Origin of the sequence: Bacillus cereus group sp. BfR-BA-01356 (genome assembly GCF_022663635.1) — a bacterium.
GTDB lineage: Bacteria > Bacillota > Bacilli > Bacillales > Bacillaceae_G > Bacillus_A > Bacillus_A cereus.
The window spans coordinates 65,852-91,789 of the sequence record NZ_JAKUFX010000009.1; the positions used below are offsets into that span (position 1 = coordinate 65,852).

Here is a 25,938-nt window from a genome sequence, read left to right on the forward strand (position 1 = left end):
AGTTTGAGCTTTTTATTTGTATAATAAAGCAGGAAGAATCAATGTACATATGGAATACAACAATAATTAAATTGAAACAGAAAGAGGAAATGAAATGAAAAAAGTATGGAAATCAATGGATTATTCATTGTTACTTCCTCTTGTTATCTTATGTGTGCTGGGGGTAATAATGGTATATAGTTCTAGTTCCATTGTTGCGATTTCGCGATTTGATAAACCAGCAAATTTCTTTTTTAAAAGACAATTAATTACTTTAGTTGCTGGGACAATAGTATTAATAATTATTGCTACTATCCCATATAAAGTTTGGAGAAAACGAATTTTTTTGTTGGGGAGTTACGGTGCTAGTGTTGCTTTATTAGCTGCAGCTGCCTTTTTCACTAAGTCAGTAAACGGTGCAAACGGATGGATATTTGGAATACAGCCTGCGGAATTTGTAAAGATAACGGTTATCCTCATATTAGCTCATTTTTTTGCGAAAAGACAAGAAACGAATACACCTGTTTTCAAAGGGTCAGGTCCAGTACTCATTGGTGTTGGTATAATCATGTTTTTAATATTAAAGCAAAATGATTTAGGTACTGATTTGTTAATTGCAGGAACAGTAGGAATTATGTTCCTTTGTTCGGGAGTACAGGTTAACTTATGGATTAAACGAATTGCTTTAACTTCTATAGTATGGATTCCGGCACTATATCTTCTTGGCAATTATGCATTAAATCCATATCAAAAGGCACGTTTTTCTGTTTTCCTTGATCCGTTTAATGATCCTCAAAAGGATGGATTCCAATTGGTAAATTCATTTATTGGAATTGCTTCTGGAGGGCTTAATGGTAGGGGATTAGGAAATAGTGTGCAAAAGTATGGTTATTTACCAGAACCACAAACGGATTTTATTATGGCAATTATATCGGAAGAACTTGGTTTTATAGGCGTAGCAATCATTTTGATTTGTTTATTGCTTATAATTATTCGATCATTTAGAGTCGCACAAAAGTGTACAGATCCATTTGGAAGTTTAATAGCTATCGGAATTGCAAGCTTGTTTGGAGTTCAAACGTTTATTAATGTTGGTGGTATGTCTGGAGTAATACCACTTACCGGAGTACCATTACCGTTTGTCAGTTACGGTGGTAGTTCTTTATTAGCTAATCTACTTGCGATGGGGATACTACTCAATATTGCTAGTCACGTGAAACGACAAGAGAAACAACAGAATGGTCTAATGAAAGAAAGAGAACAAAATGGACCACATCTTGTAGTTGTAAAATAAAAACACATTATGCTTTAGAGCATAATGTGTTTTTATTTTTAAGTAGTTTTAAATGCGATGTATTAATATATCTTTCGGTTAAACAATATATCACATTTAGTTTAATGTGATATACAATTAAGTTGTTAGAAAAGGAAGAGGTATGCTATACTATTTTTGTGAAACAAATTGCACAGAAAACTTATCATTTGTTAAAAAATAAGGTATGATGGATAAAAATAAAGTGAAGCTTTCTAAGTATAATATAATGTGGAAAGTGAAGAACTTCACGCTTTTTAAGGTGTGTATATATTTTATCTCTAGAGTGGTAGGAAAGTAGAGGGGGAAAATCATGACAAAGCTGCAACGTATTCAAAAAGTATTGGTAGCTAACCGTGGAGAGATTGCAATTCGTGTGTTTCGAGCTTGTTCGGAACTTGGATTAAAAACAGTTGCAATCTATTCTAAAGAGGATAGTGGTTCTTATCATCGCTATAAAGCCGATGAGTCCTATTTAGTTGGGGAAGGAAAAAAACCAATTGATGCTTATCTAGATATTGAAGGCATTATTGAGATTGCAAAAAGTAATCATGTAGATGCAATCCACCCTGGATATGGTTTCTTGTCAGAAAATATTCAATTCGCTAAACGTTGTGAAGAAGAAGGAATTATCTTTATCGGTCCGAAAAGTAAGCATTTAGATATGTTTGGAGATAAAGTGAAAGCAAGAACACAAGCGCAGCTAGCACAAATTCCAGTTATACCTGGTAGTGATGGTCCAGTAAATTCATTAGAAGAAGTCGAAAAATTTGCTGAAAAGTATGATTACCCGATTATTATTAAAGCATCCCTTGGGGGTGGCGGTCGTGGTATGCGTATTGTGCGTACTAGTGAGGAATTAGGAGAATCATATAATCGAGCGAAATCAGAAGCGAAAGCAGCCTTTGGTAATGATGAAGTTTACGTCGAAAAATTCGTTGAAAAACCTAAACATATAGAAGTACAAATTTTAGCAGATGAAGAAGGCAATGTTGTTCATTTATACGAGCGTGACTGTTCTGTACAACGTCGTCATCAAAAAGTTGTAGAAATTGCACCGAGTGTATCACTTTCAGATGATCTGCGTCAGCGTATTTGTGATGCTGCTGTGAAGTTAACGAAAAATGTAAATTATTTAAATGCAGGAACAGTAGAATTCCTTGTAAAAGATGATGAGTTTTACTTTATTGAAGTAAATCCACGTGTTCAAGTAGAACATACGATTACAGAAATGATTACGGGAGTAGATATTGTTCAATCACAAATTTTAATAGCTGATGGACATGCATTACATAGCAAAATGGTAGGTGTTCCGAAGCAAGAGGAAGTAGTTGTACATGGATTTGCAATTCAATCTCGTGTAACAACTGAAGATCCGCTAAATAATTTTATGCCGGATACAGGAAAAATTATGGCGTATCGATCAGGCGGTGGTTTTGGTGTACGTCTTGATACAGGAAATAGCTTCCAAGGTGCAGTTATTACACCGTACTACGATTCTTTACTTGTAAAAGTTACAACTTGGGCACTTACTTTTGAGCAAGCTGCTGCAAAAATGGAACGTAACTTAAAAGAATTCCGTATTCGTGGTATTAAAACAAATATTCCATTCCTAGAGAATGTAGTAAAACATAAAAACTTCTTATCAGGAGAATATGATACTTCATTTATCGATGCGTCACCTGAATTGTTCTTGTTCCCGAAACGTAAAGACCGTGGAACGAAAATGTTAAATTACATTGGTACAGTAACAGTAAATGGTTTCCCAGGGGTAGGTAAAAAAGAAAAACCAATATTCCCAGATGCTCGTATTCCATGTTTAAAACATTCAGAGCCAATCCAAAATGGAACGAAACAAATTTTGGACGAGCGTGGAGCGGACGGATTAGTAAAATGGGTACAGGATCAAAAGCGTGTACTTTTAACGGATACAACATTCCGTGATGCACACCAGTCATTACTTGCAACTCGTATTCGTACAAAAGATTTACATCAAATTGCGGAGCCAACAGCGAGAATGTTACCGAACCTATTCTCAGCGGAGATGTGGGGCGGTGCAACATTTGACGTTGCGTATCGTTTCTTAAAAGAAGATCCATGGGAACGATTACTAGATCTTCGTGAAAAAATGCCGAACGTGTTATTCCAAATGTTACTTCGTTCTTCAAACGCAGTTGGATACAAAAACTATCCAGATAATTTAATTCAAAAATTTGTGGAATGTTCTGCTCAAGCAGGCATTGATGTATTCCGTATTTTTGATAGCTTAAACTGGGTGGAAGGCATGAGAGTTGCAATTGACGCTGTACGAGACACTGGTAAAATTGCAGAAGCAACAATGTGCTACACAGGGGATATTCATGATCCACTGCGTAGTAAATATGATTTAAATTACTATAAAAATTTAGCAAAAGAGTTAGAAGCATCAGGAGCTCACATTTTAGGTATTAAAGATATGGCGGGCTTACTAAAACCAAATGCAGCATATGATTTAGTTTCTGCATTAAAAGAGACAGTGTCGATTCCAATTCATCTGCACACGCACGATACGAGTGGAAATGGTATATTAACGTATACGAAGGCAATTGAAGCGGGTGTTGATATCGTCGATGTAGCAGTGAGTTCTATGGCTGGTCAAACGTCACAACCAAGTGCGAACACGCTATACTATGCATTAGGTGGAAACGAAAGACAACCAGATGTTAATATAGATTCTTTAGAAAAACTATCTCATTATTGGGAAGATGTACGCAAATACTATGCACCGTTTGAAAGTGGTATGAATGCGCCGCATACAGAGGTATATATGCATGAAATGCCGGGTGGGCAGTATAGTAATCTTCAGCAACAAGCGAAGGCGGTTGGTTTAGGAGATCGCTTCGATGAAGTGAAAGTAATGTACCGCCGTGTGAATGACATGTTTGGAGATATTGTAAAAGTAACGCCATCATCAAAAGTTGTTGGTGATATGGCATTATTTATGGTTCAGAACCATCTGACAGAACAAGATGTTTTAGAGCGTGGACATGCGATGGACTTCCCAGGGTCTGTTGTTGAAATGTTCTCTGGTGATTTAGGTCAACCGTACGGTGGTTTCCCGAAAGAATTACAAAAGATTATTTTAAAAGGGAAAGAGCCATTAACAGTAAGACCAGGTGAATTACTAGAGCCAGTAGATTTCGAAGCGTTAAAAGAAGAATTATTCCATAAACTTGGACGCGAAGTAACGATTTTTGATGTAGTGGCATATGCTTTATATCCAAAAGTATTTATGGATTATGAAAAAGTTGCTGAGCTTTATGGAAATGTATCTGTACTTGATACACCGACGTTCTTCTATGGTATGAGACTAGGTGAAGAAATTGATGTAGAAATTGAACAGGGTAAAACATTGATGGTTAAACTAGTATCAATTGGAGAACCTCAGCCGGATGGAAACCGTGTTCTTTACTTGGAATTCAACGGTCAACCACGTGAAATTATCGTGAAAGATGAGAGTGTAAAAGAAACAGTTGCACAACGTGTGAAAGGAAACCGTGAGAATCCAAATCATATTAGTGCAACGATGCCAGGAACGGTAATTAAAGTAGTTGTAAAAGAAGGCGACGAAGTGAAAAAAGGCGATTCTATGGCAATTACAGAAGCGATGAAAATGGAAACGACAGTTCAAGCGCCGTTCAATGGTAAAGTGAAGAAAGTATATGTTAACGATGGTGATGCAATTCAAACGGGTGATTTACTTATTGAATTAGATCACTAAAATAAAAAAAGGGCTGTGTAAATACAGCTCTTTTTTTATTGCAAAAAAATCCCTTGCCAATTCGGCAAGGAATTTTAGTTTTATATTATTTTGTTTGTTTAGAAGTTGATGCAGCTTCTTTTGCATTCACTTTACTTCTTGTTCCTAACATAACTAAATAGCATAGTACAGCAAACAAGCAAGAAATAAATAGAGAATGTAACAATGCCATCGCTAAACTAGCGTTTGTAAATACAACTAAAACTCCTACTACAGCTTGAAGTGTAACAAGGATAAATGAAATGATCCATCCCCAATATACGACAGGTTGCTGTTTGTAATGGCGAATAGCGAGAATCATCGCGTATAGTATCCAAGCGAAAATTAACATCGCTGCAACTCTATGGCCCATTTGAACCCATTCATGTAGTTGAGTTGGCATAGGTCTGTTTTTGCTACATAAAGGAAAGTCTGGACAGGCTAAGCTAGCTCGTTCGTGACGTACTAAAGCGCCTGTGTAGACGACGATATAACTGTAAATTGTTACACCATAAATATGAAATTTCATTTTTTTGTCCATAATAAGTGAACGTGCATCAAATTTTTGGTCAATTTCAAAGATAAGACACGTTAATAAAATGACAGAAGCAAATGAAATTAAGGAAATACCGAAGTGGATAGCAAGTACAGCGGGCATTTGGCCCCAAACAACTGCTGCTGCTCCCATTAATGCTTGTGCAACTAAAAATACGAAGGATAAAATTGCTAACGTTTTTGTTTCACGCACATGTTTATAATATTTCCAGGACAAAATACAAAGGAGAGTGACAAGAATTCCAGCTGATCCTGATGTTAATCGGTGGCTAAGTTCAATAATAGTTTCCATTGATAAATTAGATGGAACAAATTCACCGTTACAAAGTGGCCATGATTTACCACAACCTTGACCAGAACCTGTTTTTGTAACTAAAGCGCCTCCTAATAAAACTATTAATAAATCAAGGCTTGTAATGACTGCTAACCATTTAATAAAGCGTTGCAATCTCTTTCACCATCTTTCTGCTATGAAGTTATTGCGAAATATTTTCATTCCATTATGTATAGAATAAAACGCGCTAGTTCCTATGATATATAAAAAATAATAAAATAGCAAAGAAATGGAGGAGGAAGGAAATGGGGAGAAAACAGGTGTAAAAACAGGGTTCCTAAGGAAAATTTTGGGTGAAAAATAGGCTATTTTGAAAAGAAATGGGGAGAATACGTGTTAAATAGGACAAAATAGTTTATTATAGAAGGTAACATCATGTTATGATAAGGACAAGTCAGAATGAAGTTTTTTATATTCGACACAAAAAGTTCATGTTTTCTTCACAAAATGTTCGGGAAATATGATTTAATATATTGGAGTATGAGCGTAGATTAGTAGTAGAATGGGTTAACAATGTTTCTACTGTAATAATATTGCTATATAGAAGCGAATTATTTCATTTGAAATATGCGCAAAAAGAAAGATGAAAGTTTTAAGAGGGGGTTAGAGTGATGAACCATGCAACAAGTGAGCTGCATGATGAGTCCGCTGTTACAAGTGTACCGGAAACAACTCGGTTACAAGATTTAAAAGCACTCGTTAAAATGGGGATTGTAAACTCAAATACACTTACTGTATTTACAGGATTTTGGTTGGCATTACACTTTAATGGATTAAGTGTAATGGACAATCTGGATAAGTTATTCTTTACAATCGTTGGTTCTGGATTAGTTATGGCAGGGGTATGTTGTTTAAACAACTACATTGATCGAGACATCGATCCATTAATGGAAAGAACAAAGACCCGTCCAACGGTTACTGGAAAGTATAAACCAGGATTTGCACTTACATTTGGACTAGTCATATTACTTCTTGGTTTTGTATTTTTATTATTAACAACACCAATGGCAGTCTTAATGGGATTTATTGGTGCTTTCACATATGTTGTTCTATATAGTTTATGGACAAAGAGAAAGTATACACTAAATACTGTTGTAGGTAGTATATCTGGTGCAGTTCCTCCTTTAATTGGATGGGCAGCAATCGATCCATCTTTAGGCCATCCAATTGCTTGGATGTTATTTTTAATTATGTTTATTTGGCAAATCCCACATTTCCTTGCATTAGCAATGAAACGTGTTGATGAATATCGAAATGCAGGAATTCCAATGCTTCCTGTAGTTCATGGATTTGAAATTACGAAACGCCAAATTATGATTTGGACAGTATGTTTATTACCACTACCATTTTATATGAGTGGACTAGGGATAACATTTATGGTAATTGCAACACTGCTTAACATCGGATGGATCGTTTTAGGATTTTATGGCTTCCGTAAGAAAGATGACATCAAATGGTCCGTGCAAATGTTTGTTTATTCCCTAAATTATTTAACAATCTTATTTGTATCAATGATTGTAGTTACATTCTTCTAAGACAACGACATAATTGGATTTCTTTACGTTGAGATTTACTTTACTTAACTATAAAGTACAATCTAATTCACAAGGAAAGTGGGGGTTGTTTGTATGAAGAAACAGTGGCGACTGCTTTCGTTCGTTTCACTGCTGGCTTTACTGTTAGGGGGATGCGGTAAAGCCTTTCAATCTACTTTAATTCCGCAAGGAGAAGTAGCAAAAATGCAATATGATTTACTTCTACTGGCGAGTGCAATCATGGTAGGAGTAGTACTAGTAGTTACTATTATTTTCTTATATGTAATTGTGCGTTTCCGACAAAAGAAAGGTCAGGAAGATTATATTCCAGAGCAAGTTGAAGGGAATCACAAGCTAGAAATTATATGGACAGTTATTCCGATTATTCTTTTACTAATCTTAGCTGTTCCAACAGTTACATATACATTCAAACTTGCTGATGTAAGTGCGATGGAGAAAAAGAATATTGATAAAGATACTATCGTTGTTGATGTAACAGCGAATCTTTATTGGTGGGAATTTTCTTATAAATCAGAAAAGATAGTAACTTCGCAAGATTTGGTCATCCCCACAGGTAAGAAAGTGTATTTAAATTTGAAGGGTGCCGATATTAAACACTCATTTTGGGTTCCATCTTTAGCAGGGAAAATGGATACAAATACAGACAATGTGAACAAAATGTGGTTAAAGGCAGATAAATCGGGCACTTATAATGGTTTTTGTACAGAATTTTGCGGCCCATCACATTCTTTAATGCAATTTAAAGTGAAAGCTTTAGATGAAAGCGAGTACAAAAAATGGCTTGCTGATATGAAGAAGATTGATGGGAAGAAAGAAGTAGCTTCAACAAAGGCGCAAGAGGGCCAAGAAATATTTAATAAAAGCTGTATTGGTTGTCACGCAGTTGGATCTAATGATAGTAGACCACCTTCCGCTCGTATCGCACCAAACTTAGCAAACTTTGCGGATCGCGATATGGTTGCCGGTATTGCCGAAAACAATGAAGAAAACTTAAAAAAATGGCTGAAAGATCCTGAAAATATGAAGCCAGGAAACAAAATGACTGGCAAATATGGCAACTTAACGGATGATCAAATTGATGCATTAAATGCATACTTACAAACGTTAAAAGTTGAAAAGTAAAGAGGGACTATTCGCGAAGGGGAGGTTGAAAACGTGAGTTCTGTAGCAAAAAAACAGGGGATGGGTGCTGTCATATGGGATTATTTAACGACAGTAGACCATAAAAAGATTGCCATTCTCTATTTAATTGCAGGTGGATTGTTTTTTGTAATAGGCGGAATAGAAGCTCTATTTATTCGCCTTCAATTAGCGATTCCTAACAACGCTTTTCTTGTTGGGGATGCTTATAATCAAGTATTAACGATGCACGGTACAACAATGATTTTCCTCGCAGCTATGCCACTCGTGTTTGCATTTATGAACGCCGCTGTACCACTTCAAATTGGTGCACGTGATGTAGCGTTCCCGTTTTTGAATTCACTCGGATTTTGGTTATTTTTCTTTGGTGGAGTATTTTTAAATTTAAGTTGGTTTTTAGGTGGAGCACCTGATGCAGGATGGACATCTTATGCATCTTTAGCTTTAGCCTCTAAAGGTCATGGTGTTGATTTCTATGTACTCGGCTTGCAAATCTCAGGTATTGGTACACTAATTGGAGGAATTAACTTCCTTGTAACCATTATTAATATGCGCGCTCCAGGAATGACGTATATGCGTATGCCGATGTTTACATGGACAACATTTGTAACATCTTCGCTTATATTATTCGCTTTTCCGCCGTTAACTGTAGGATTAGGACTTTTAATGTTAGATCGTTTATTTGGAACAAGTTTCTTTAATCCGGCATTGGGCGGGAATACAATTATATGGGAGCATTTATTCTGGATTTTCGGTCATCCAGAAGTATATATTCTTATACTCCCAGCTTTCGGAATATTCTCAGAAATCTTCGCAACATTTTCGAAAAAACGATTGTTTGGTTATTCATCGATGGTGTTTGCGACTGTATTAATTGGATTTTTAGGATTTATGGTATGGGCGCACCATATGTTTACTGTTGGACTTGGTCCAGTTGCTAATGCTATTTTCTCAGTCGCAACAATGGCGATTGCGGTTCCGACGGGTATCAAAATATTCAACTGGCTCTTTACAATGTGGGGCGGAAGTATTCGTTTTACGACACCAATGATGTGGGCAGTAGCTTTCATTCCATCATTCGTAATGGGTGGAGTTACAGGGGTTATGCTAGCATCTGCACCAGCTGATTATCAATTTCATGATAACTATTTCGTAGTAGCGCATTTTCATTATGTAATCGTTGGCGGTGTTGTATTTGGTTTACTTGCAGGAGCTCATTATTATTGGCCACTGATGTTTAATAAAGTATTAAATGAAACATTAGGAAAGATAACGTTTTGGCTATTCTTTATCGGCTTCCATTTAACTTTCTTTATTCAGCATTTCCTTGGCTTGATTGGTATGCCACGCCGTTACTACACATATCTTGAAGGGCAAGGGTTGGAAATGGGGAATATGATTAGTTCCATCGGAGCGGTGTTTATGGCTCTTGGAACGATTGTTCTTCTATTCAATGTAATTAAAACGACAGTATCAAAAGAAAAAGCTGGTCGTGATCCGTGGGATGCACGTACATTAGAATGGACAATGCCAGCACCGACACCAGAATATAACTTTAAACAATTACCATTTGTTCGCGGATTAGATCCGTTTTGGATTGAAAAACGTGAAGGTAATAAAGAAATGACAGCAGCGGAACCAGTTGGTGATATTCATATGCCAAATCCTTCGTTTTCACCATTTGTCATTTCTTTCGGATTGTTTATAGCGGCATTTGGTGCGATGTATATGCAGGGCGGAAAAGATAAGTTCTGGTTATTAGTAGCAATTATTGGTTTAATCATTACATTTGGCACAATGTTCCTACGTTCAGTAATTGATGATCATGGGTATCATATTCATAAAGAAGATTTAGAGGATAAGGGGGGCAAGGCATAATGCATGTAGATGAAAAATTAACGAATGAAACATTTCCAGCAGAGCCTGAAAAAGCAACCCTTGAAGGGAAAAATAAGTTTGTCGGTTTTTGGTTATTTCTTGGAGGCGAAACAGTGTTGTTCGCTTCCTTATTCGGAACATATTTAGCGTTAAAGAATTCTACAAATGGTGGACCAACATCTCAAGAGATGTTCCAAATGCCACTCGTTTTCATTATGACGATGCTTTTATTAACGAGTAGCTTAACGAGTGTATATGCGATGTATCACATGAAAAACTTTAACTTTAAGAAAATGCAGCTTTGGTTACTAGTAACAGTATTGCTAGGTTTAGGGTTTTTAGGATTTGAGATATATGAGTTTTATCATTATACACATGAATTTAAGCATACTATGAGAAGTAGTGCGTTTGGCTCTGCGTTTTATGCTCTTGTTGGTACACATGGACTCCACGTATTGTTTGGGTTATGTTGGATTTTAACATTAATCTTTAGAAATGCGAAGAGAGGTCTAAATTTATACAATGCACCGAAGTTTTATGTTGCATCGATTTATTGGCACTTTATTGACGTAGTTTGGGTGTTTATTTTCACTGTAGTATATTTAATGGGAATGGTGGGATAAACAATGGCGATAAAGCAAACGAATAATCCTAAAGTTGATCTTGTTTATCGGAAGAGAAAAAGTGCGGAGGAAATGAGGCATCAAGTTATTACGTTTGCATTAATGATTTTTTTAACATTAGTTGCATTTGTAGCGGTGGCGTATCCAAAAACTTTTAGTCCGATTTTCTCTGTACCGTTTATTTTACTATTAGCAGTGGTACAAGTAATTTTTCAATTGTATTATTTTATGCATATGAGTCATAAAGGACATGAAGCAGCAAGTTTCTTTCTTTACTCTGGTCTGCTAATAGGGTTAATTACAATTTTAGCTTTTATGACAATCGTGTGGATTTGAAAAGTGAAAAATAAGGGAGCTTGTGTTGTCACAGCTCCCTCTTCATATTATGAGATAACCTTACGAAGGTAGGTGTGAAAATGAGTAACTTGTGGATATTTGGTTTTCAGGCTTTATGGAGTCCAATCTTTTTATTATTTATGCTTTCGATTCTTATTGGGTACTTCTTAATTATTGGGCCATATAGAATGCGATTTGAAAATGCGACGAAGGTAAGTAAGAAGCAAATTTTTTATTTTACGACTGGTATTGTTCTTTTGTATTTTGTAAAGGGAGGGCCTATTGATTTAATTGGCCATATTATATTTAGTGCTCATATGTTTGAAATGGCAGTCATGTATATTGCAGTTCCACCGTTACTGTTGCTTGGTATACCAATTTGGTTATATCGTTACATTACTTCTTTTAAGTTTGTTCAAATTATATTAAAGGCATTTGCTAAACCGCTTATTGCGTTATTTGTATTTAACGGCCTGTTTTCTTTTTATCATTTACCAGTTGTTTTTGATACGGTAAAACAAAGTCAAATAGCTCATCCTATTTGTCTCGCTATATTGTTTTTTACAGCAATCATGATGTGGTGGCCGATGTTAAATCCATTACCAGAATATCAAACGTTAAGTGATATAAAGAAACTTGGTTATATGTTTGCTAACGGCATATTATTAACGCCTGCATGTGCGTTAATCATTTTTGCGACAGCCCCGTTATTTGCAACGTATACGGATCCGGCTGCTTGGATGAAAGCGATGGAACTATGTGTACCAGCGGGCACTTTATCAGATTTAAATATAACGGGACCAGAATTTTTGCACTGGATGCCAGTCGTACAAGATCAGCAAACTGGTGGTATCATAATGAAAATTGTCCAGGAAATAGTGTACGGTACAATTATAGGCTATGTATTCTTTAGATGGGCACGTAGAGAACGTGAAAAGGATAAGGAGCAGTTGCAACAATTGCCGCCGTATTTACAGATTAAGTAAAAAAGTGTATGGGATTCCATGCGCTTTTTCTTTTTAGCTACCTTAAAAAGATTGAATTTTCTAACTTTTTATGTTAAGTTAGTGTAGGTGTGTACTAAAAGTGGAGATAAAATTTACTACTAGCTTTCATGCGTAATAATTCCATATGTAGTGCAAGTTTTTTAAAGAGTTACAAATATATATTGTTATCTTTAATAAACACGAACTATTTTAAGGGGGAGTTTAAATGGGTAGTAGTGGAAGTATGGTAAAGCCGATTAGTGGTTTTTTGACAGCACTAATTCAATATCCAGTACCAGTAGTAGAATCGCGTGCAGACATTGATAAACAAATTCAACAGATCATAAAAACAATTCATTCGACCAAATCAGGTTACCCTGGTTTAGAATTGATAGTATTTCCTGAATATAGTACACAAGGGCTCAATACAAAAAAATGGACTACAGAAGAATTTTTATGCACAGTGCCTGGGCCAGAAACAGACTTATTTGCTGAGGCATGTAAAGAATCTAAAGTATATGGTGTTTTTTCAATAATGGAGAAAAATCCTGATGGTGGAGAGCCATATAATACAGCAGTTATTATTGATCCACAAGGTGAAATGATTTTGAAGTATCGTAAGCTAAATCCTTGGGTGCCAGTCGAGCCTTGGAAAGCTGGAGATTTAGGCTTACCTGTTTGTGATGGACCTGGAGGAAGTAAATTAGCTGTTTGTATTTGTCATGATGGCATGTTCCCTGAAGTAGCTCGTGAAGCGGCCTATAAAGGTGCAAATGTCTTAATTCGTATTTCTGGATATAGTACACAAGTTAGTGAACAATGGATGCTAACCAATCGTTCAAATGCATGGCAGAATTTAATGTATACATTGTCGGTAAACTTAGCGGGTTATGATGGCGTATTTTATTACTTTGGTGAAGGACAAGTATGTAATTTTGATGGGACTACTTTAGTACAGGGACATCGAAATCCTTGGGAGATTGTTACTGCTGAAGTATATCCAGAACTAGCAGATCAGGCTAGATTAGGATGGGGATTGGAAAATAATATATATAATCTAGGTTCAAGAGGATATGTAGCAACTCCTGGTGGGGTGAAAGAAAATCCATATACGTTTGTAAAAGATTTAGCTGAAGGTAAATATAAGGTTCCTTGGGAAGATGAGATTAAAGTAAAAGATGGATCTATTTATGGATATCCAGTAAAAAAAACGATTCATTCTTAGGAAAGGGAAATAAAACAAGCGCATCATATTGATGCGCTTGTTTTTGTTAATCGATAATTTGAAATTCTTTTAACTCTTTTTCGACATTTTGTAGGAGTTGTTCGCTTTTTTGAAGTACATTCGTTGGGAAAGTCTCATCATCACCATATTCAACGCCGTGAGGATAATAATGTTTTCCTAATAAGGGGGGAAGTAGTTTTACTTCAGCGTGTCTACTGCCAATGTCACCTTCAACAGCAACTCCTTGCACTCGTAAATAATAAACATCCTTTAATATTTCAAATTTATAATCGTATGTAACTCGCTCATAATCCCACTGTCCGGCAAGTACGAAGTGGTTGTTTTCCATGATTTCAGTTAAAAGAGTTAATTCAACGACGGCTCCATTAAATTTCGTATTTTTAAATTGCATATAATACCTCCTTTTTTAATGTTACACCATTATTTTTATAATAGTATGAATAATAAGAAAGTGCAATTCATATTGAGAGAAAAGGGATAATCCAGACTTTTTTCACAAAAATATGATATAGTGAAAAGAGTACGGTACACACAAAAAGAAAGAAAAGGATTTGTGTATATCTCAATTTTATGTTTTGTTCAGGAGGTATATCGTTTGAAGAAATTATTGCGTATCGTAATGATTACATTTATAATTTTAGCTGTTGATTTATACGGGAAATTACTCGTTTCACAATATATATTAACCCCATCTCAATCAAAGCAAGAAAATAAAATTGTGAAAAAGAAAAAGCAAATTAAGGAAGACTCCTCAGACACTGTTTTAAATATGATTGGTGAAGACTCTGAAAACTTATTAGCGAAGTGGGGAGAACCCTCTCGAATAGAGCCATCTGCATACGGATATGAATGGTGGGTATACAACCAGGATTTAACTCAGTATGTTCAATTTGGAGTTTCTGAACGTAAAGTTGTAACGGCATACGCAGCTGGTGAACAAGTTAAGGTTCCACCTTATTATATAAATGAAAAATATGAAGAAGTATATAAAAAAAGTCCGCTTTCGCATGAAATTTCATTAAAAAGAGGGAAAAATAGTTATCAATTTGAGCTATCTGATACCGAAGTCATGGAACAACCGTTAATACCTGTAGAAGATGGATGGGCGCAATTGTATTTTGATCAATTTACACATGAGCTTGTTGGTGTTCGTTATATGGATGATGAAACTTTATTACGCCAAAGACCGTATCAGCTCGTTTATTCAGGTGAATTAATAGCAGAACAACCATTGACTCCAGAAAAAATAAAACAAGTAGAAAATGGGAATATGCAACAAATTTTTGATTTAACAAATATCATTCGAAGTCGTCATAAATTACCATTATTAACATGGGATCAGGAAACAGCAGATGTTGCTGTTGGTCACAGTAAAGATATGAAAGACAATAATTATTTTTCTCATGACTCACCTACATTAGGTACACTAGGAGATCGTTTGCAGCGCGGGAAAGTAGGATTTCAACTTGCTGGTGAGAACATAGCGGCGCAACATAGTGATGGAATTGCGGCAGTGCAAGGTTGGTTAAATAGTGAGGGGCATAGAAAGAATTTATTAAATGAACAATTTACAGGATTAGGTGTTGGTGTATACGATAAATTTTATACACAAAACTTTATTCGAAAATAAAGTGAAATTGTAAGCGGTGGGGTGTTAACATCACCAAATTAGTTACTTCGTATTCACTGAATTGTAGGTGGGAATCTGACCGTATGCAAATAGCAGAAAAAAAGGTGCATGAATCGTCTAAAAATAGGCGAACCATGCGCCTTTTTTTTCTTACTATATAGTAGATATACATGGAGAGGTGAGGATTATGCCAACAACAAAAGGACCGTTACATCCATCGGTTCAACAGTTTAAAGAATTTGTAAACCATCACCCTAAAATGGTTCATGAGGTTAGAAGTGGTCATAAAACATGGCAACAATTTTATGAAGAATGGTACTTACTTGGTGAAGAAGATCCAATATGGGCAACTTATAGACCGGATGGAGCGCCTGCGTTTTCTTCGGTAAAAGAAAATAAAAAAGAAAAAGATAATCGAACTGAAGAGGAAAAAACTGCTGATGTGATGGGGCAAATGCTTTCTTTTTTTAAAAAGTTGGACGTGGAACAAATGCAGAACCATTTAGCCAATGTGACGAGTGCAATTGGGAGCGTGCAACAAGTTATTCAGCAATTTCAAGGTAACCGTACGCAGCAAGAGCAAAGTACTTCAGAAAATAACCCGTTTTTCTTTCAAAAGGATTAGGGGGAAAGATGATGAGAGCAGAAATTATGGAGTTTATAAAGGCTGATGAGGATTTATCTCGCTATATTAGAGAGCAACCGTACTGGTATAGAAAATTAACACGAAATCCTGAAGAAAAAGAGGCTTTTGAGTTAGCGGCGATGCAACATTTCAAAAAAACAATACCAGATAAAGTGGAAAAGTTTCAAAATCAATTGGCCGTTGCTTCGATCATGATTGATATGTTTCAGTATATGAAGCAACAAAATGCAACCTAATTGGAAGTGAAAAATATGTCCGTCATGCAGAACTTTTGTTACAATAGAGGTTGATTATTTAAAAAGGAGTTGCAGCATGACGGAAATTTGTTTAGTACGACATGGACAAACTGATTGGAATTTTCAAGAAATTATTCAGGGGCGAGAAGATATTCCGCTTAATGAAGTTGGTAAGAAGCAAGCGAGTCAGAGTGCAGCTGCTTTACAAGAAGAAACGTGGGATATCATTATAAGTAGCCCGTTAATTAGAGCGCAAGAAACGGCTAATGAAATTGCAAAGACAGTTGGATTACAATCGATTTTATTAGATGAGCGATTTGTTGAACGGAATTTTGGAGAAGCTTCAGGGAAGCCGGTTGCGGCTGTTAGAGAGTTGATTGCTGAAGGTAAAGTAGAAGGTATGGAGCGAGATGAAGAGATTGTAGCTCGTTGCTTTGCTGCTTTAGAAGATGTTGCGACAACTCATTTTGGCAAACGTATTATTATTGTTGCTCACTCACACGCGATAAAAGCGATTTTACATGCCATTGAACCAGATGAAATTACATTTAAGACACCATTAAAAAATGCGTGTATTAGTTATGTGAAACAAAATAGTGGAAAGTGGGATGTTCTTAAATATAATATAGCGGAACATATTAATGTATAAGTGTGTACGGATATAGTGTAAAAATAGTTTCATTATATCTTTCTTTTGAGTAAGTCACTTCAATTAGTAGTTCTAATCTAAATGTGGTATGATGGATACTCGGAGGTGTCTCTCATGATTGTAGCGACGCTAGAAAGCGTATTAATATTAGATAAGGCAGAGCAGCTTGCAAAAGCGATTATCTGTTCAGATATAGCAGAAGATTATCGTAAGTATTATAGAGAATTACATGAAGATATGGAACTTCAGACGCTCATTCAGCAATTTACAGCGATGAAAGAACGGTATGAGGAAGTACAGCGTTTTGGAAAATACCATCCTGACTATACTACCGTGTCAATGAAAATGAGAGAATTAAAGCGTTCTGTGGACTTACATGATAAGGTTGCAGCTTTTAAAAGAGCAGAAACTGCTTTGCAGAAGTTATTAGACGAAGTTAGTGTAGCAATCGGTTCGGAAGTGTCTTCTTCCATTAAAGTGCCAACAGGAAATCCATTCTTTGATGCTGGTGGCTGTGGTGGAGGTTGTGGTACTGGCGGAGGTTGTGGTTGTAAAAAAACGGGGTGATGTACCCCGTTTTTTAGAAGTTGGAAGAAAACGTATACAGAGTTTGTCCTGTAATGTTATAAATTTCTGATTGGTTTTCATAGAATATAAAATATATGTTTTTAAAAGGAGAAGATGGAGAAGATTATGTTCGGGCAACGACAAAGTATGATTGTTTATTTACATTCATTGAAACATGCCAAGATTTTAAGGAAATATGGTAACATACATTACATATCAAAACGATTAAAATATGCTGTAGTATATTGTGATATGGAACAAATTGAGCATATGATGCATAAGTTGAACAAACTTCCTTTTGTGAAAAAGATAGAACAGTCGTATCGCCCGTATTTAAAAACGGAATTTGAAAATTCCCGTCCTGATCGAGCAAAAGAATACGATTATAGCTAATAGAAAAAATCCCCGGCTAAATTTAGCCGGGGATTTTTCACTTGAAATAACGTGTTATTTCATCGGAGGAATGAAATTGTTCATTCGTAAAATACCAATTAAATGATTAAAAAATAGTTCTTTTTCTGGGAAAGTTGTAGATGGTTTTACAGTAAAGGTAGCCACTTTTTTTCCGAGTTGTTCTGCCGTTTCTTCAAATAAAATGACACGTTTACTTTTTTTATTTTCAAATACAGGAATGCCTTCACGACATATGTATAATGGTTGGAAATCACCAGTAGTAGTTGGTTTTAATATTACAACAAGCGAACATACTTTTTTATCGTTTTTTATCGTTTCAAATTGTAACATATGTGCTATACGTTCTTGATTTGTTTTGGCAATTTCAAGTAATTCATATAAATCAGAGTAGCCTTCTCCAAGTTCTATAAAGCGTTGAATCATATCTTTTCCTCCTCTTTCTTTTACTGTACCATTTCACTTTTTAAATGAAAAGCACACAAAGAAAAAAAACCCTGCATAGCAGGGCCCTTCTTATACTAGCATGTACTAGTAAGAAGGCAAAGGGAGAGGAGAAACCGGAGGAAGAACTTATGGGGAAACGTAAGTCTTCTCCGCGGTTGGCAACAACATCGAAGATGATGTTGTTATAATTATTTATGTCCAATCTAAATGAAGATATACATAATGAAATTAAATTTTATGTTGGGCTTTTTATTTTTCTTTTTTTTATTTTGTGATAGGATAAAAAAGATAAAGTGGAACTAATATACATATTGGGTTCATATTAGTGAATGATGAGATGAATACATAAAAATAACGAGAGGTTATTTGAGGCCGAGTTTTCCTATAGTTAGGTGAATGTGGTTTGTTAACGGTTACCGAAGTGGGAATGGCTTTCTATAATCGCTCGATAGATTGAAATAAAGGTAGTGACAACAGATGAGAGTAGTTTCAGGAAAATGTAAAGGACACCCACTTAAAGCGGTTCCTGGTAATACAACACGTCCAACGACAGATAAAGTAAAAGAATCTATTTTTAATATGATAGGTCCTTATTTTGATGGTGGTATCGCCCTTGATTTATTTGGTGGTAGTGGTGGTCTTGGAATTGAGGCTTTGAGCAGAGGGATTGATAAAGCAATTTTTGTTGATCGGGATAGTAAAGCGATAAAAGTAATTCATCAAAATTTAGAAAGTTGTAGAGTACAGGAACAAGCTGAAGTATATCGAAATGATGCTGAACGTGCAGTAAAGGCGCTAATAAAACGTGAAATGTCATTCGATCTTATATTGATAGATCCTCCATATAAAGAGCAAAAAATTGTATCTTTAATTAGTATAATGGATCAACATGGATTGCTACATAGTGATGGATTAATTATGGCAGAGCATGGTAATGATGTAGTTTTACCTAATTCAATAGGAAGGCTTGTAAAAGTACGAGCTGAGAATTATGGGATTACTGCAATATCGATTTATAAGTATGAAGGTGAGGGGACAGAATGACAAGTATAGCTATTTCTTCAGGAAGTTTTGATCCAATTACCCTTGGGCATCTGGATATTATTAAAAGGGGAGCAAAAGTATTTGATGAGGTGTACGTAGTCGTTTTAAACAATTCATCAAAAAAACCATTCTTTTCAGTTGAAGAGCGATTAGAATTAATTCGAGAAGCGACAAAGGATATTCCGAATGTAAAAGTAGATTCGCATAGTGGGCTATTAGTAGAGTATGCAAAAATGCGTAATGCAAATGCAATATTACGTGGTTTACGAGCAGTTTCTGATTTTGAATATGAGATGCAAATTACTTCTATGAATCGAAAATTAGATGAAAATATTGAAACATTTTTTATTATGACAAACAATCAATATTCATTTTTAAGCTCGAGTATTGTAAAAGAAGTTGCGAGGTATGGAGGAAGTGTAGTAGATCTTGTACCTCCTATTGTAGAACGTGCTTTAAAAGAAAAGTTTCAAACCCCGTTAAAGTGAACGGGGTTTTTCTTTATATGTGCGCAAAAATAATAAAATAACATATAAGTATAGACAAAATAATGTGAAAATTGGTCCATAATGTATAAAAGATGTCCAAATTTCATGTAGTATAGAAGGATGCTCGGATAAAAATACAGGAATATCTTTTGGCATAGGCGAGAAAGAACTCACTTTCTCATAAAATGGTGTCCAAAATACAAATGTAAAAATAGGGGCAAGAATACTTTGAATAATTCGTGCGAAAAAATAGGGTTTAAATCGGATATCTGTTTCAGCTAATATGCTAGCAACTTGTGCCTGAATAGAAAGACCACTAAATGCTAAAATGAAGCTTGTTACCATAGCTTGTTGTAAGAGCGGTGTTTCATTTATTTGACTAATCATTTGGCTTCCGAGTGTCATTTCGAAAATACCTGATAATATAGGTATACTAAAATCTGTACTTAGTTGGAAGAATGATAAAATATGTTGCATAATAAAAGAAAGAGCTGCTGTAATGTGAAATACAGTAATCATTTTATTTAACACAGAGAATAAAATAATAAATCCGCCAATCATAAGTAATGTTTGAATAGAAGAAACAATGGCATCCCCAAGTAATTTACCAATTGGTCTTTTTTCTTGTAAGCGTGTCTCGTGAAGGATTAAAAAAGGGTTTTGAAAGCGACGTTTTTTTGTAGTGTGTGTATTAATTTTGTAAGCGGTATTATCGCCGTAAAAACGCATAATTAATCCGACAGCAAAGTTACTGAAATAATGGGCAGCGGCTAATATAATTCCTAATTTCGGATTATTAAAAAAACCGATAGACACAGCACCGAAAATAAAAAGTGGATTAGAAGAATTTGTGAAAGAAACGAGGCGCTCCGCTTCAATCTGAGTTAAAAGATTGCTTTTTCGTAGTCTAGCGCTTAATTTGGCGCCTGCAGGGAAACCAGAAGCCATTCCCATCGCCCAAACAAATCCGCCTATCCCTGGAACGCGAAAAAGTGGGCGCATGAGTGGTTCTAATATAACGCCAATAAATTTTACAACACCGATACTAATTAGAAGTTCCGCAATGATGAAAAACGGTAATAGTGAAGGGAATACAACTTCCCACCATATATTTAACCCGCGAATAGAAGCTTGCAAAGCGGCTTGGGGGTGGAGTACAAGAGAAAAGGTTAAAAATAGCGTTGATATGGTAAGGAAAGCGGTTTTCCATTTTTCATACATGTAAGTAAATCCCCCTTTGTCCCAAAAAACGTTCATTTCAGTATACGTGGATACGTAGTGAATTTAGACCATAAGTATGAAAAAGGAATGAAAAAAATTAAAGGGTGAGAAAAATGAAAGAACCAAAGATTGGTTTAGCACTTGGGTCTGGAGGAGCGAAAGGGTTTGCTCATATTGGTGTAATAAAGGTTTTAAGGGAAGCGGGTATCCCTATTCACATGATTGCAGGAAGTAGTATGGGGGCGCTAATAGGTACGTTTTATGCGGCAAGTAGCAACGTTGAAAGATTGTATAAATTGGCATCTGTTTTCAAGCGGAAGTATTATTTAGATTTCACGGTACCGAAAATGGGATTTATTGCTGGAAAACGTGTCAAAGATATGATTAAAATGTTTACATATAATAAAAATTTAGAAGAGTTAGATATCCCGACGGCTGTTGTGGCTACTGACATATTGAAGGGGGAAAAAGTGGTTTTTACAAGTGGGCCAGTTGCAGATGCGGTGAGGGCTAGCATATCTGTTCCTGGAGTGTTTGTACCAGAAAAAATAGATGGAAGATTATTAGTGGATGGTGGAGTCATTGATCGCATCCCAGTATCGGTTGTGAAAGAGTTAGGGGCCGATATTGTTATCGCTGTTGATGTATCTCCAATTAAGGTAAATGGCGATGTTACGTCCATTTATGACGTAATCATGCAAAGTATTGAAATTATGCAGCATGAGCTTGTAATGAATCGGCAAATTGCATCGGATTTAATGATGCGACCAGCTGTAGAGCAATTTAGTTCACGTGCTTTTACAAACATTGAAGACATTATTCGAGTTGGAGAAGTAGAAGCAGAAAAACATATTTCAAATATTTATTTATTAATTGAGCAGTGGAAGGAGCAACATAATGTTTAAGCGTTTTCGGTTTATATATGCAATCTTAATAGGGGTTATATTGGCGATGTTACTTGTTTACGTACGTTTACCGTATTATATAACAAAACCAGGAATGGCTGCCAAATTAGAGCCTTATGTTCAAGTTGAGGGTGGAACGAAAGAATCTGGTGATTTTATGCTTGTTACGGTTTCAATGGGACCAGCAAATGTGGTGAATTTAATAGCGGCACAGTTTAATAAATATACACATATTTCGAAAGCGGAAGAAATATTGCAAAAAGGTGAGAGTGATGAAGAATATCAATTTCGCCAAAATTATGCGATGAAAGATTCACAAAATGCAGCAATTTATAATGCATATAAACGTGCAAATCGCTCAGTATCTTTTGAAAATAAAGGTGTATTAGTTGCTGGTGTGGCAAAAGGAATGCCGTCAGAAGGAAAGCTTAAGCTTGGTGATGTTATTATAGCTGTTGACGGAAAAACGTTTGAAAAGACGGAGCAATTTATTGAATATATGACAGGGAAAAAAGAAAATGATGCTGTAAGTATTGAGTACATGAGAAATGGAAAACAATTGAAAGAGAATTTAAATGTAAAGACGATTCCTAATGGGAATGGACGTGTCGGTATAGGTGTTTCTATCGTTACGGAAAGAGAATTAGTGGTCGATCCGAAAGTGAAAATTAATTCTCATGAAATTGGTGGACCATCCGCAGGTTTAATGTTCACATTAGAAATATATAATCAACTTGTGGAAGAAGACTTAACGAAAGGACATGAAATATCTGGAACAGGTACAATTAATGAAAAAGGAGAAGTGGGCCCGATTGGTGGTATAAATCAAAAAGTGGTGGCTGCTAGCGATGCTGGGGCTGAAGTGTTCTTTGCGCCAAATGAAAAAGGTGCGGAGAAATCGAACTATAAAGATGCACTTGAGACTGCAAAGGATATTAAAACAAAAATGAAAATTGTACCAGTGGATACGCTGGATGATGCGTTAACATATTTAGAAAAGATGGATAAGGAAAAAACCTCTCTGAAATAGAGAGGTTTTTTATAGGAATTTTGTAGTTGTTTCATCATAGCGAATAGGATGGTGTGTTATATCCTGTTTTAATAGTTGTGTGCGTAACGGTTCGTGCATGATGGAGAAATATACAGAGTTTGCTTTTTTCTCTATATCTAAAGCGGCATGGTCGAATGTTTTTGTATGAGTAAGGATTGGAAGTTCGATTTTTTTCTTATTTTTTGAAAGGTAAGTTTGTCCTTTTTGTGACATGCCTAGCAGGCGAATATATGGTGCGTGTTGTTCTATATTTGCGCTACGTATATCCTCTTTTGTTGTGTTTGTTAAAATGTGTGTACAAGCTCTTTGTAATCTAGTCCATGTATAACGTTTTGTTTTTAATGCTTCCATGAATGAATAGAAGGAGGAACTGTTTTGTATTTTTGATAAAATACGATGCTCTAAACCTTCTTCTATTTCATATATATGTCGTAAGTCCCCTGGAGACATCGTCATGAGTCTATATTTAAAAAATGAAAAGTATTGTTCCCAATTATGTAATATCCCGTAGTTTTGTTTGTAATTTGCTAAAAGCGAAGTGGTTGCCTGTGGGAGAAAAGGTTCAATTGTTGTAAATGATCCTTCTTCGCTAAAGAGTTGTTTTCGGATGCTTGTCGCGCTTGCAATATGTTGGTCATTAAATGTTTCATCGTGATAATGAGAGGCAAATCTTTTTATAGTTTGAGCTTGTATAGAGCTATTTTGTGACAGAATTGCTTTCATATATTGGAAGCCTAAAATATTATTTGGTTGTGACATACCTATGTTTTTTTCAGATGTTAAAATGTGTGAGAAAGCATCCGATGTTGCTTTTGCATAACTATTACCAGCGTCCATGAATTGTTTTACAAGGCAGTTAAAAGTCTCTTCTTCGTTTTTTTGTATGGAGATGGTATTATAAAAATTTTCGATTTGTCCATCCTCACTACCGAAACAAATTTCGGAAACACGTAGGGCATTTAAAATGGAAATAGCACCATTTGCGAAGGTTTCAGCCTTTTGTGTTGCAAAGACGTATGGAAGCTCTACAACAAGGTCTACGCCGTTTGCTAAGGCCATTTTAGTGCGATACCATTTGGAAATGAGTGCGGGCTCACCACGCTGTAAAAAAGGACCACTCATAACGGCAATTATTATATCGGATTGTGTTAACTTTTTTGTCTGTTGCACATGATAAAGATGACCGTTATGAAAAGGGTTATATTCAACAACAATACCACCAGCTTTTATGGTAATCTCTCCTTTCGATGTAGCATCTTTTTGAAAAACGTGATACTCTATATATTATTTACTATGATGACTTCATTATAGTGTAAAGAAAAAACTTACACTATAAACGCATTATACCACTTGTTATACGGGTTTTAATCCTCTTCATTTTCAACGATGACCACATTTTGACCACTTCGACCACTTTTTAATACATTTCCTAGCATTTCAGTTACTTTAATTTGAAGCTCTTCATAAACATCAGTATAAATATTTAAAGTTGTAGAAACATTTGTATGACCAAGCAATTTTGAAACAACCTTTGCATTTGCGCCAGAATCGATTAAAATAGTTGTAAACGTTCTTCGGATATCGTGGAATCTAATATACGGTACGTCAATTGCTTCGCACAAAGCTTTCATTTGGTAGCGTATCGTATATGGATGCACGATTTTTTTATTTCTTGTGCAAATTAATAAGTCGAAAGAATTCTCCTTCTTATGAATTTGATATTCTAACAATTCTCCCATTAATTCCTCTGTCATCGGGATTATACGATTAGATGCTTCAGTTTTTGTCTCACCTAATTCATACTTTCCATCAACAAGCGTTAATGTTCTTTGTACATGAATAGTCTTGTTTTTGAAATTAATATCATCCCACTGTAAAGCTAATACTTCTCCAATCCGCATGCCTGTATGCAACGCTAAAACAAACGCAATATAATAGCTTCCTTGTATTTTTGCATACTCCATAAACTTCATGGCTTGTTCCACTGTCCAACTAGCTTGCGACTTCTTTTTAACTTTAGGCCGTTTAGCTTTCTTAGCAGGATTAGAGTTAATCATTTCTAGTTCTACGCCTTTATCGAGGATTTGTTTTAACATAACATCAACAGATGAAATGTATTTCGTAGTTAGACCCTCTTTAAGTAGCTTCTGGTGAAAATTATGAACAGTCAATGGTTTTATATCTGATAATCTCTTTTCACCAAATTCAGGCATAACACGTGAGCGTAGAATGCGTTTGTATTGATACAATGTTGATGGTCTACACGATGATTCTTTCTCTTGCATCCAGATTTCTACGAGCTGAGAAAAGCGAATATCACTATTCTCGTAATCCCCATTTGCTAAATCATTTGTTACTCTTGCCACTTCTTCTTGAGCAGCTTTCTTTGTTTTAAAGCCACCTTTAGTGACTTGTTTCCGTTTACCTGTGATAGGGTCTTTGCCGACATCCATGGTAAAAGACCACTTCTCACCACGTTTACGAAAGTATGCCATGATTTTTCACCTCGTCATAATCGTTTTCTAGATACAAGCTGTGATATGTGGTAGTGGTATAAGAAATGATAGCATGTAAGCCTAATATCTGTAAAAGGAAACTTACAGATATAGAACAAGTGAGCTACAATATTTATATACAAAAAGAAAGGGGGATAAAAAATGGGAGAATTCACAAAAGAACCTGGTGGGCATAAAATTACTGACCCTGGTGTAGGTTGGCACAATGAACCGGGCAGTGGTGGCTGGAAATGCAACGAAGACCCAGGGACGGGTTGGAAGACAATTACTAGTCCAAGTATAGGTGTGTAAGAAAAGACCTGCGGTAGTATGTCAACTGAAAAATAATATCTTTTGAAGTTATCAAAGGACAAATTGCTTAAAAAAGACATCACGAAACTAGACCAGTATTTTATGTAAAATAC

The 25,938-nt window shown here is 35.7% G+C and carries 26 protein-coding genes; 20 read left to right on the forward strand and 6 right to left on the reverse strand.

All coding sequences use genetic code 11. The features are described 5' to 3' along the window. The first annotated feature begins 94 nt into the window (after positions 1-94). Positions 95-1,273: an FtsW/RodA/SpoVE family cell cycle protein gene (locus MR168_RS05795; protein WP_033692897.1), complete on the forward strand. Its 1,179-nt coding sequence runs from the start codon at positions 95-97 to the stop codon at positions 1,271-1,273. A gap of 331 nt (positions 1,274-1,604) precedes the next feature. After that, positions 1,605-5,051: a pyruvate carboxylase gene (gene pyc, locus MR168_RS05800; protein WP_242291203.1), complete on the forward strand. Its 3,447-nt coding sequence runs from the start codon at positions 1,605-1,607 to the stop codon at positions 5,049-5,051. An 85-nt stretch (positions 5,052-5,136) separates the two neighbouring features. Here the strand turns inward: pyc and ctaA are convergent, their stop codons facing one another. Then, positions 5,137-6,072 (reverse strand): heme A synthase, encoded by a 936-nt coding sequence (gene ctaA, locus MR168_RS05805; RefSeq protein WP_001188742.1) that lies wholly within the window; start codon positions 6,070-6,072, stop codon positions 5,137-5,139. Positions 6,073-6,569: 497 nt separating this feature from the next. Here ctaA and ctaB point away from each other — a divergent pair, with 497 nt between their 5' ends. The 7 genes from ctaB to MR168_RS05840 all read left to right on the forward strand — a co-directional run bounded on the left by ctaB (position 6,570) and on the right by MR168_RS05840 (position 13,702). Next, complete coding sequence (gene ctaB / locus MR168_RS05810) at positions 6,570-7,493, forward strand: protoheme IX farnesyltransferase (protein ID WP_001015058.1); 924 nt, start codon at positions 6,570-6,572, stop codon at positions 7,491-7,493. A gap of 93 nt (positions 7,494-7,586) precedes the next feature. After that, the gene (gene coxB, locus MR168_RS05815; protein WP_000745268.1) at positions 7,587-8,636 is read left to right on the forward strand and encodes a cytochrome c oxidase subunit II; all 1,050 of its coding nucleotides are present in this window, start codon (positions 7,587-7,589) and stop codon (positions 8,634-8,636) included. A gap of 60 nt (positions 8,637-8,696) precedes the next feature. Next, positions 8,697-10,532, forward strand: coding sequence for a cytochrome c oxidase subunit I (ctaD, locus tag MR168_RS05820; protein ID WP_153578907.1), 1,836 nt, complete (start codon positions 8,697-8,699; stop codon positions 10,530-10,532). Then, on the forward strand, positions 10,532-11,155 hold the full coding sequence (gene ctaE / locus MR168_RS05825; protein WP_000557861.1) for a cytochrome c oxidase subunit III: 624 nt from the start codon (positions 10,532-10,534) through the stop codon (positions 11,153-11,155). The genes ctaD and ctaE overlap by 1 nt, the downstream gene beginning before the upstream one ends. 3 nt (positions 11,156-11,158) lie before the next feature. Further along, positions 11,159-11,491: a cytochrome c oxidase subunit IVB gene (ctaF, locus tag MR168_RS05830; protein WP_000985706.1), complete on the forward strand. Its 333-nt coding sequence runs from the start codon at positions 11,159-11,161 to the stop codon at positions 11,489-11,491. A gap of 80 nt (positions 11,492-11,571) precedes the next feature. Next, positions 11,572-12,477: a cytochrome c oxidase assembly factor CtaG gene (gene ctaG / locus MR168_RS05835; RefSeq protein WP_000069022.1), complete on the forward strand. Its 906-nt coding sequence runs from the start codon at positions 11,572-11,574 to the stop codon at positions 12,475-12,477. Positions 12,478-12,703: 226 nt separating this feature from the next. Beyond that, positions 12,704-13,702: a formamidase gene (locus MR168_RS05840; RefSeq protein WP_000535802.1), complete on the forward strand. Its 999-nt coding sequence runs from the start codon at positions 12,704-12,706 to the stop codon at positions 13,700-13,702. A 46-nt stretch (positions 13,703-13,748) separates the two neighbouring features. Here MR168_RS05840 and MR168_RS05845 read toward each other — a convergent pair whose 3' ends face one another. Then, the gene (locus MR168_RS05845; protein WP_025709069.1) at positions 13,749-14,114 is read right to left on the reverse strand and encodes a YugN family protein; all 366 of its coding nucleotides are present in this window, start codon (positions 14,112-14,114) and stop codon (positions 13,749-13,751) included. 204 nt (positions 14,115-14,318) lie between these two features. On the opposite strand from MR168_RS05845, the gene MR168_RS05850 reads away from it, so the two are divergent. From MR168_RS05850 to MR168_RS05875, 6 genes are all read left to right on the forward strand, one after another. Continuing rightward, entirely contained in the window at positions 14,319-15,353 is a 1,035-nt protein-coding gene (locus MR168_RS05850) for a CAP domain-containing protein (RefSeq protein ID WP_086412208.1), read from the forward strand. Between the two features lie 187 nt (positions 15,354-15,540). After that, positions 15,541-15,978, forward strand: a complete 438-nt coding sequence (locus tag MR168_RS05855) for a YlbD family protein (protein ID WP_001143346.1) — start codon at positions 15,541-15,543, stop codon at positions 15,976-15,978. A gap of 11 nt (positions 15,979-15,989) precedes the next feature. Then, entirely contained in the window at positions 15,990-16,235 is a 246-nt protein-coding gene (locus MR168_RS05860) for a YlbE-like family protein (RefSeq protein WP_001200990.1), read from the forward strand. A 76-nt stretch (positions 16,236-16,311) separates the two neighbouring features. After that, positions 16,312-16,884 (forward strand): histidine phosphatase family protein, encoded by a 573-nt coding sequence (locus MR168_RS05865; RefSeq protein WP_000134946.1) that lies wholly within the window; start codon positions 16,312-16,314, stop codon positions 16,882-16,884. 114 nt (positions 16,885-16,998) lie between these two features. Next, on the forward strand, positions 16,999-17,451 hold the full coding sequence (locus MR168_RS05870; RefSeq protein ID WP_000634366.1) for a YlbF/YmcA family competence regulator: 453 nt from the start codon (positions 16,999-17,001) through the stop codon (positions 17,449-17,451). A gap of 126 nt (positions 17,452-17,577) precedes the next feature. Beyond that, positions 17,578-17,844 (forward strand): YlbG family protein, encoded by a 267-nt coding sequence (locus MR168_RS05875; RefSeq protein WP_002082261.1) that lies wholly within the window; start codon positions 17,578-17,580, stop codon positions 17,842-17,844. A 54-nt stretch (positions 17,845-17,898) separates the two neighbouring features. On the opposite strand, the gene MR168_RS05880 is transcribed toward MR168_RS05875, so the two are convergent. Next, positions 17,899-18,288, reverse strand: coding sequence for a DUF7147 family protein (locus MR168_RS05880; protein WP_000616017.1), 390 nt, complete (start codon positions 18,286-18,288; stop codon positions 17,899-17,901). Between the two features lie 498 nt (positions 18,289-18,786). Between MR168_RS05880 and rsmD the strand changes: the two genes are divergently transcribed. Together rsmD and coaD are read left to right on the forward strand one after the other, a co-directional pair. After that, positions 18,787-19,353: a 16S rRNA (guanine(966)-N(2))-methyltransferase RsmD gene (gene rsmD / locus MR168_RS05885; protein ID WP_001266978.1), complete on the forward strand. Its 567-nt coding sequence runs from the start codon at positions 18,787-18,789 to the stop codon at positions 19,351-19,353. Then, the gene (coaD, locus tag MR168_RS05890) at positions 19,350-19,841 is read left to right on the forward strand and encodes a pantetheine-phosphate adenylyltransferase (protein ID WP_000200601.1); all 492 of its coding nucleotides are present in this window, start codon (positions 19,350-19,352) and stop codon (positions 19,839-19,841) included. The genes rsmD and coaD overlap by 4 nt, the downstream gene beginning before the upstream one ends. Here coaD and ylbJ read toward each other — a convergent pair. After that, entirely contained in the window at positions 19,833-21,062 is a 1,230-nt protein-coding gene (ylbJ, locus tag MR168_RS05895) for a sporulation integral membrane protein YlbJ (protein ID WP_000273082.1), read from the reverse strand. The genes coaD and ylbJ overlap by 9 nt on opposite strands. 113 nt (positions 21,063-21,175) lie before the next feature. Here ylbJ and MR168_RS05900 point away from each other — a divergent pair, with 113 nt between their 5' ends. Next, positions 21,176-21,967, forward strand: coding sequence for a patatin-like phospholipase family protein (locus tag MR168_RS05900; protein ID WP_086412209.1), 792 nt, complete (start codon positions 21,176-21,178; stop codon positions 21,965-21,967). Beyond that, positions 21,960-22,997, forward strand: coding sequence for a SepM family pheromone-processing serine protease (locus MR168_RS05905; protein WP_086412210.1), 1,038 nt, complete (start codon positions 21,960-21,962; stop codon positions 22,995-22,997). The genes MR168_RS05900 and MR168_RS05905 overlap by 8 nt, the downstream gene beginning before the upstream one ends. A gap of 9 nt (positions 22,998-23,006) precedes the next feature. Here MR168_RS05905 and MR168_RS05910 read toward each other — a convergent pair whose 3' ends face one another. After that, the gene (locus tag MR168_RS05910; RefSeq protein ID WP_236093375.1) at positions 23,007-24,188 is read right to left on the reverse strand and encodes a nucleotidyltransferase; all 1,182 of its coding nucleotides are present in this window, start codon (positions 24,186-24,188) and stop codon (positions 23,007-23,009) included. Positions 24,189-24,382: 194 nt separating this feature from the next. Further along, entirely contained in the window at positions 24,383-25,513 is a 1,131-nt protein-coding gene (locus tag MR168_RS05915) for a site-specific integrase (protein WP_086412212.1), read from the reverse strand. A gap of 162 nt (positions 25,514-25,675) precedes the next feature. On the opposite strand from MR168_RS05915, the gene MR168_RS05920 reads away from it, so the two are divergent. Beyond that, a complete protein-coding gene (locus tag MR168_RS05920) occupies positions 25,676-25,825 on the forward strand; it encodes a hypothetical protein (RefSeq protein ID WP_176264004.1) in 150 nt (49 codons plus the stop codon). Positions 25,826-25,938 lie beyond the last annotated feature (113 nt).

What these genes read in the sequence shown, in the direction of transcription:
- MR168_RS05795 (WP_033692897.1), top strand. Translation starts at nt 95, where the DNA reads ATGAAAAAAGTATGGAAATCAATGGATTATTCATTGTTACTTCCTCTT.
- pyc (WP_242291203.1), top strand. Translation starts at nt 1,605, where the DNA reads ATGACAAAGCTGCAACGTATTCAAAAAGTATTGGTAGCTAACCGTGGA.
- ctaB (WP_001015058.1), top strand. Translation starts at nt 6,570, where the DNA reads ATGAACCATGCAACAAGTGAGCTGCATGATGAGTCCGCTGTTACAAGT.
- coxB (WP_000745268.1), top strand. Translation starts at nt 7,587, where the DNA reads ATGAAGAAACAGTGGCGACTGCTTTCGTTCGTTTCACTGCTGGCTTTA.
- ctaD (WP_153578907.1), top strand. Translation starts at nt 8,697, where the DNA reads ATGGGTGCTGTCATATGGGATTATTTAACGACAGTAGACCATAAAAAG.
- ctaE (WP_000557861.1), top strand. Translation starts at nt 10,532, where the DNA reads ATGCATGTAGATGAAAAATTAACGAATGAAACATTTCCAGCAGAGCCT.
- ctaF (WP_000985706.1), top strand. Translation starts at nt 11,159, where the DNA reads ATGGCGATAAAGCAAACGAATAATCCTAAAGTTGATCTTGTTTATCGG.
- ctaG (WP_000069022.1), top strand. Translation starts at nt 11,572, where the DNA reads ATGAGTAACTTGTGGATATTTGGTTTTCAGGCTTTATGGAGTCCAATC.
- MR168_RS05840 (WP_000535802.1), top strand. Translation starts at nt 12,704, where the DNA reads ATGGGTAGTAGTGGAAGTATGGTAAAGCCGATTAGTGGTTTTTTGACA.
- MR168_RS05845 (WP_025709069.1), bottom strand. Translation starts at nt 14,114, where the DNA reads ATGCAATTTAAAAATACGAAATTTAATGGAGCCGTCGTTGAATTAACT.
- MR168_RS05855 (WP_001143346.1), top strand. Translation starts at nt 15,541, where the DNA reads ATGCCAACAACAAAAGGACCGTTACATCCATCGGTTCAACAGTTTAAA.
- MR168_RS05860 (WP_001200990.1), top strand. Translation starts at nt 15,990, where the DNA reads ATGAGAGCAGAAATTATGGAGTTTATAAAGGCTGATGAGGATTTATCT.
- MR168_RS05865 (WP_000134946.1), top strand. Translation starts at nt 16,312, where the DNA reads ATGACGGAAATTTGTTTAGTACGACATGGACAAACTGATTGGAATTTT.
- MR168_RS05870 (WP_000634366.1), top strand. Translation starts at nt 16,999, where the DNA reads ATGATTGTAGCGACGCTAGAAAGCGTATTAATATTAGATAAGGCAGAG.
- MR168_RS05875 (WP_002082261.1), top strand. Translation starts at nt 17,578, where the DNA reads ATGTTCGGGCAACGACAAAGTATGATTGTTTATTTACATTCATTGAAA.
- MR168_RS05880 (WP_000616017.1), bottom strand. Translation starts at nt 18,288, where the DNA reads ATGATTCAACGCTTTATAGAACTTGGAGAAGGCTACTCTGATTTATAT.
- rsmD (WP_001266978.1), top strand. Translation starts at nt 18,787, where the DNA reads ATGAGAGTAGTTTCAGGAAAATGTAAAGGACACCCACTTAAAGCGGTT.
- coaD (WP_000200601.1), top strand. Translation starts at nt 19,350, where the DNA reads ATGACAAGTATAGCTATTTCTTCAGGAAGTTTTGATCCAATTACCCTT.
- ylbJ (WP_000273082.1), bottom strand. Translation starts at nt 21,062, where the DNA reads ATGTATGAAAAATGGAAAACCGCTTTCCTTACCATATCAACGCTATTT.
- MR168_RS05900 (WP_086412209.1), top strand. Translation starts at nt 21,176, where the DNA reads ATGAAAGAACCAAAGATTGGTTTAGCACTTGGGTCTGGAGGAGCGAAA.
- MR168_RS05905 (WP_086412210.1), top strand. Translation starts at nt 21,960, where the DNA reads ATGTTTAAGCGTTTTCGGTTTATATATGCAATCTTAATAGGGGTTATA.
- MR168_RS05915 (WP_086412212.1), bottom strand. Translation starts at nt 25,513, where the DNA reads ATGGCATACTTTCGTAAACGTGGTGAGAAGTGGTCTTTTACCATGGAT.
- MR168_RS05920 (WP_176264004.1), top strand. Translation starts at nt 25,676, where the DNA reads ATGGGAGAATTCACAAAAGAACCTGGTGGGCATAAAATTACTGACCCT.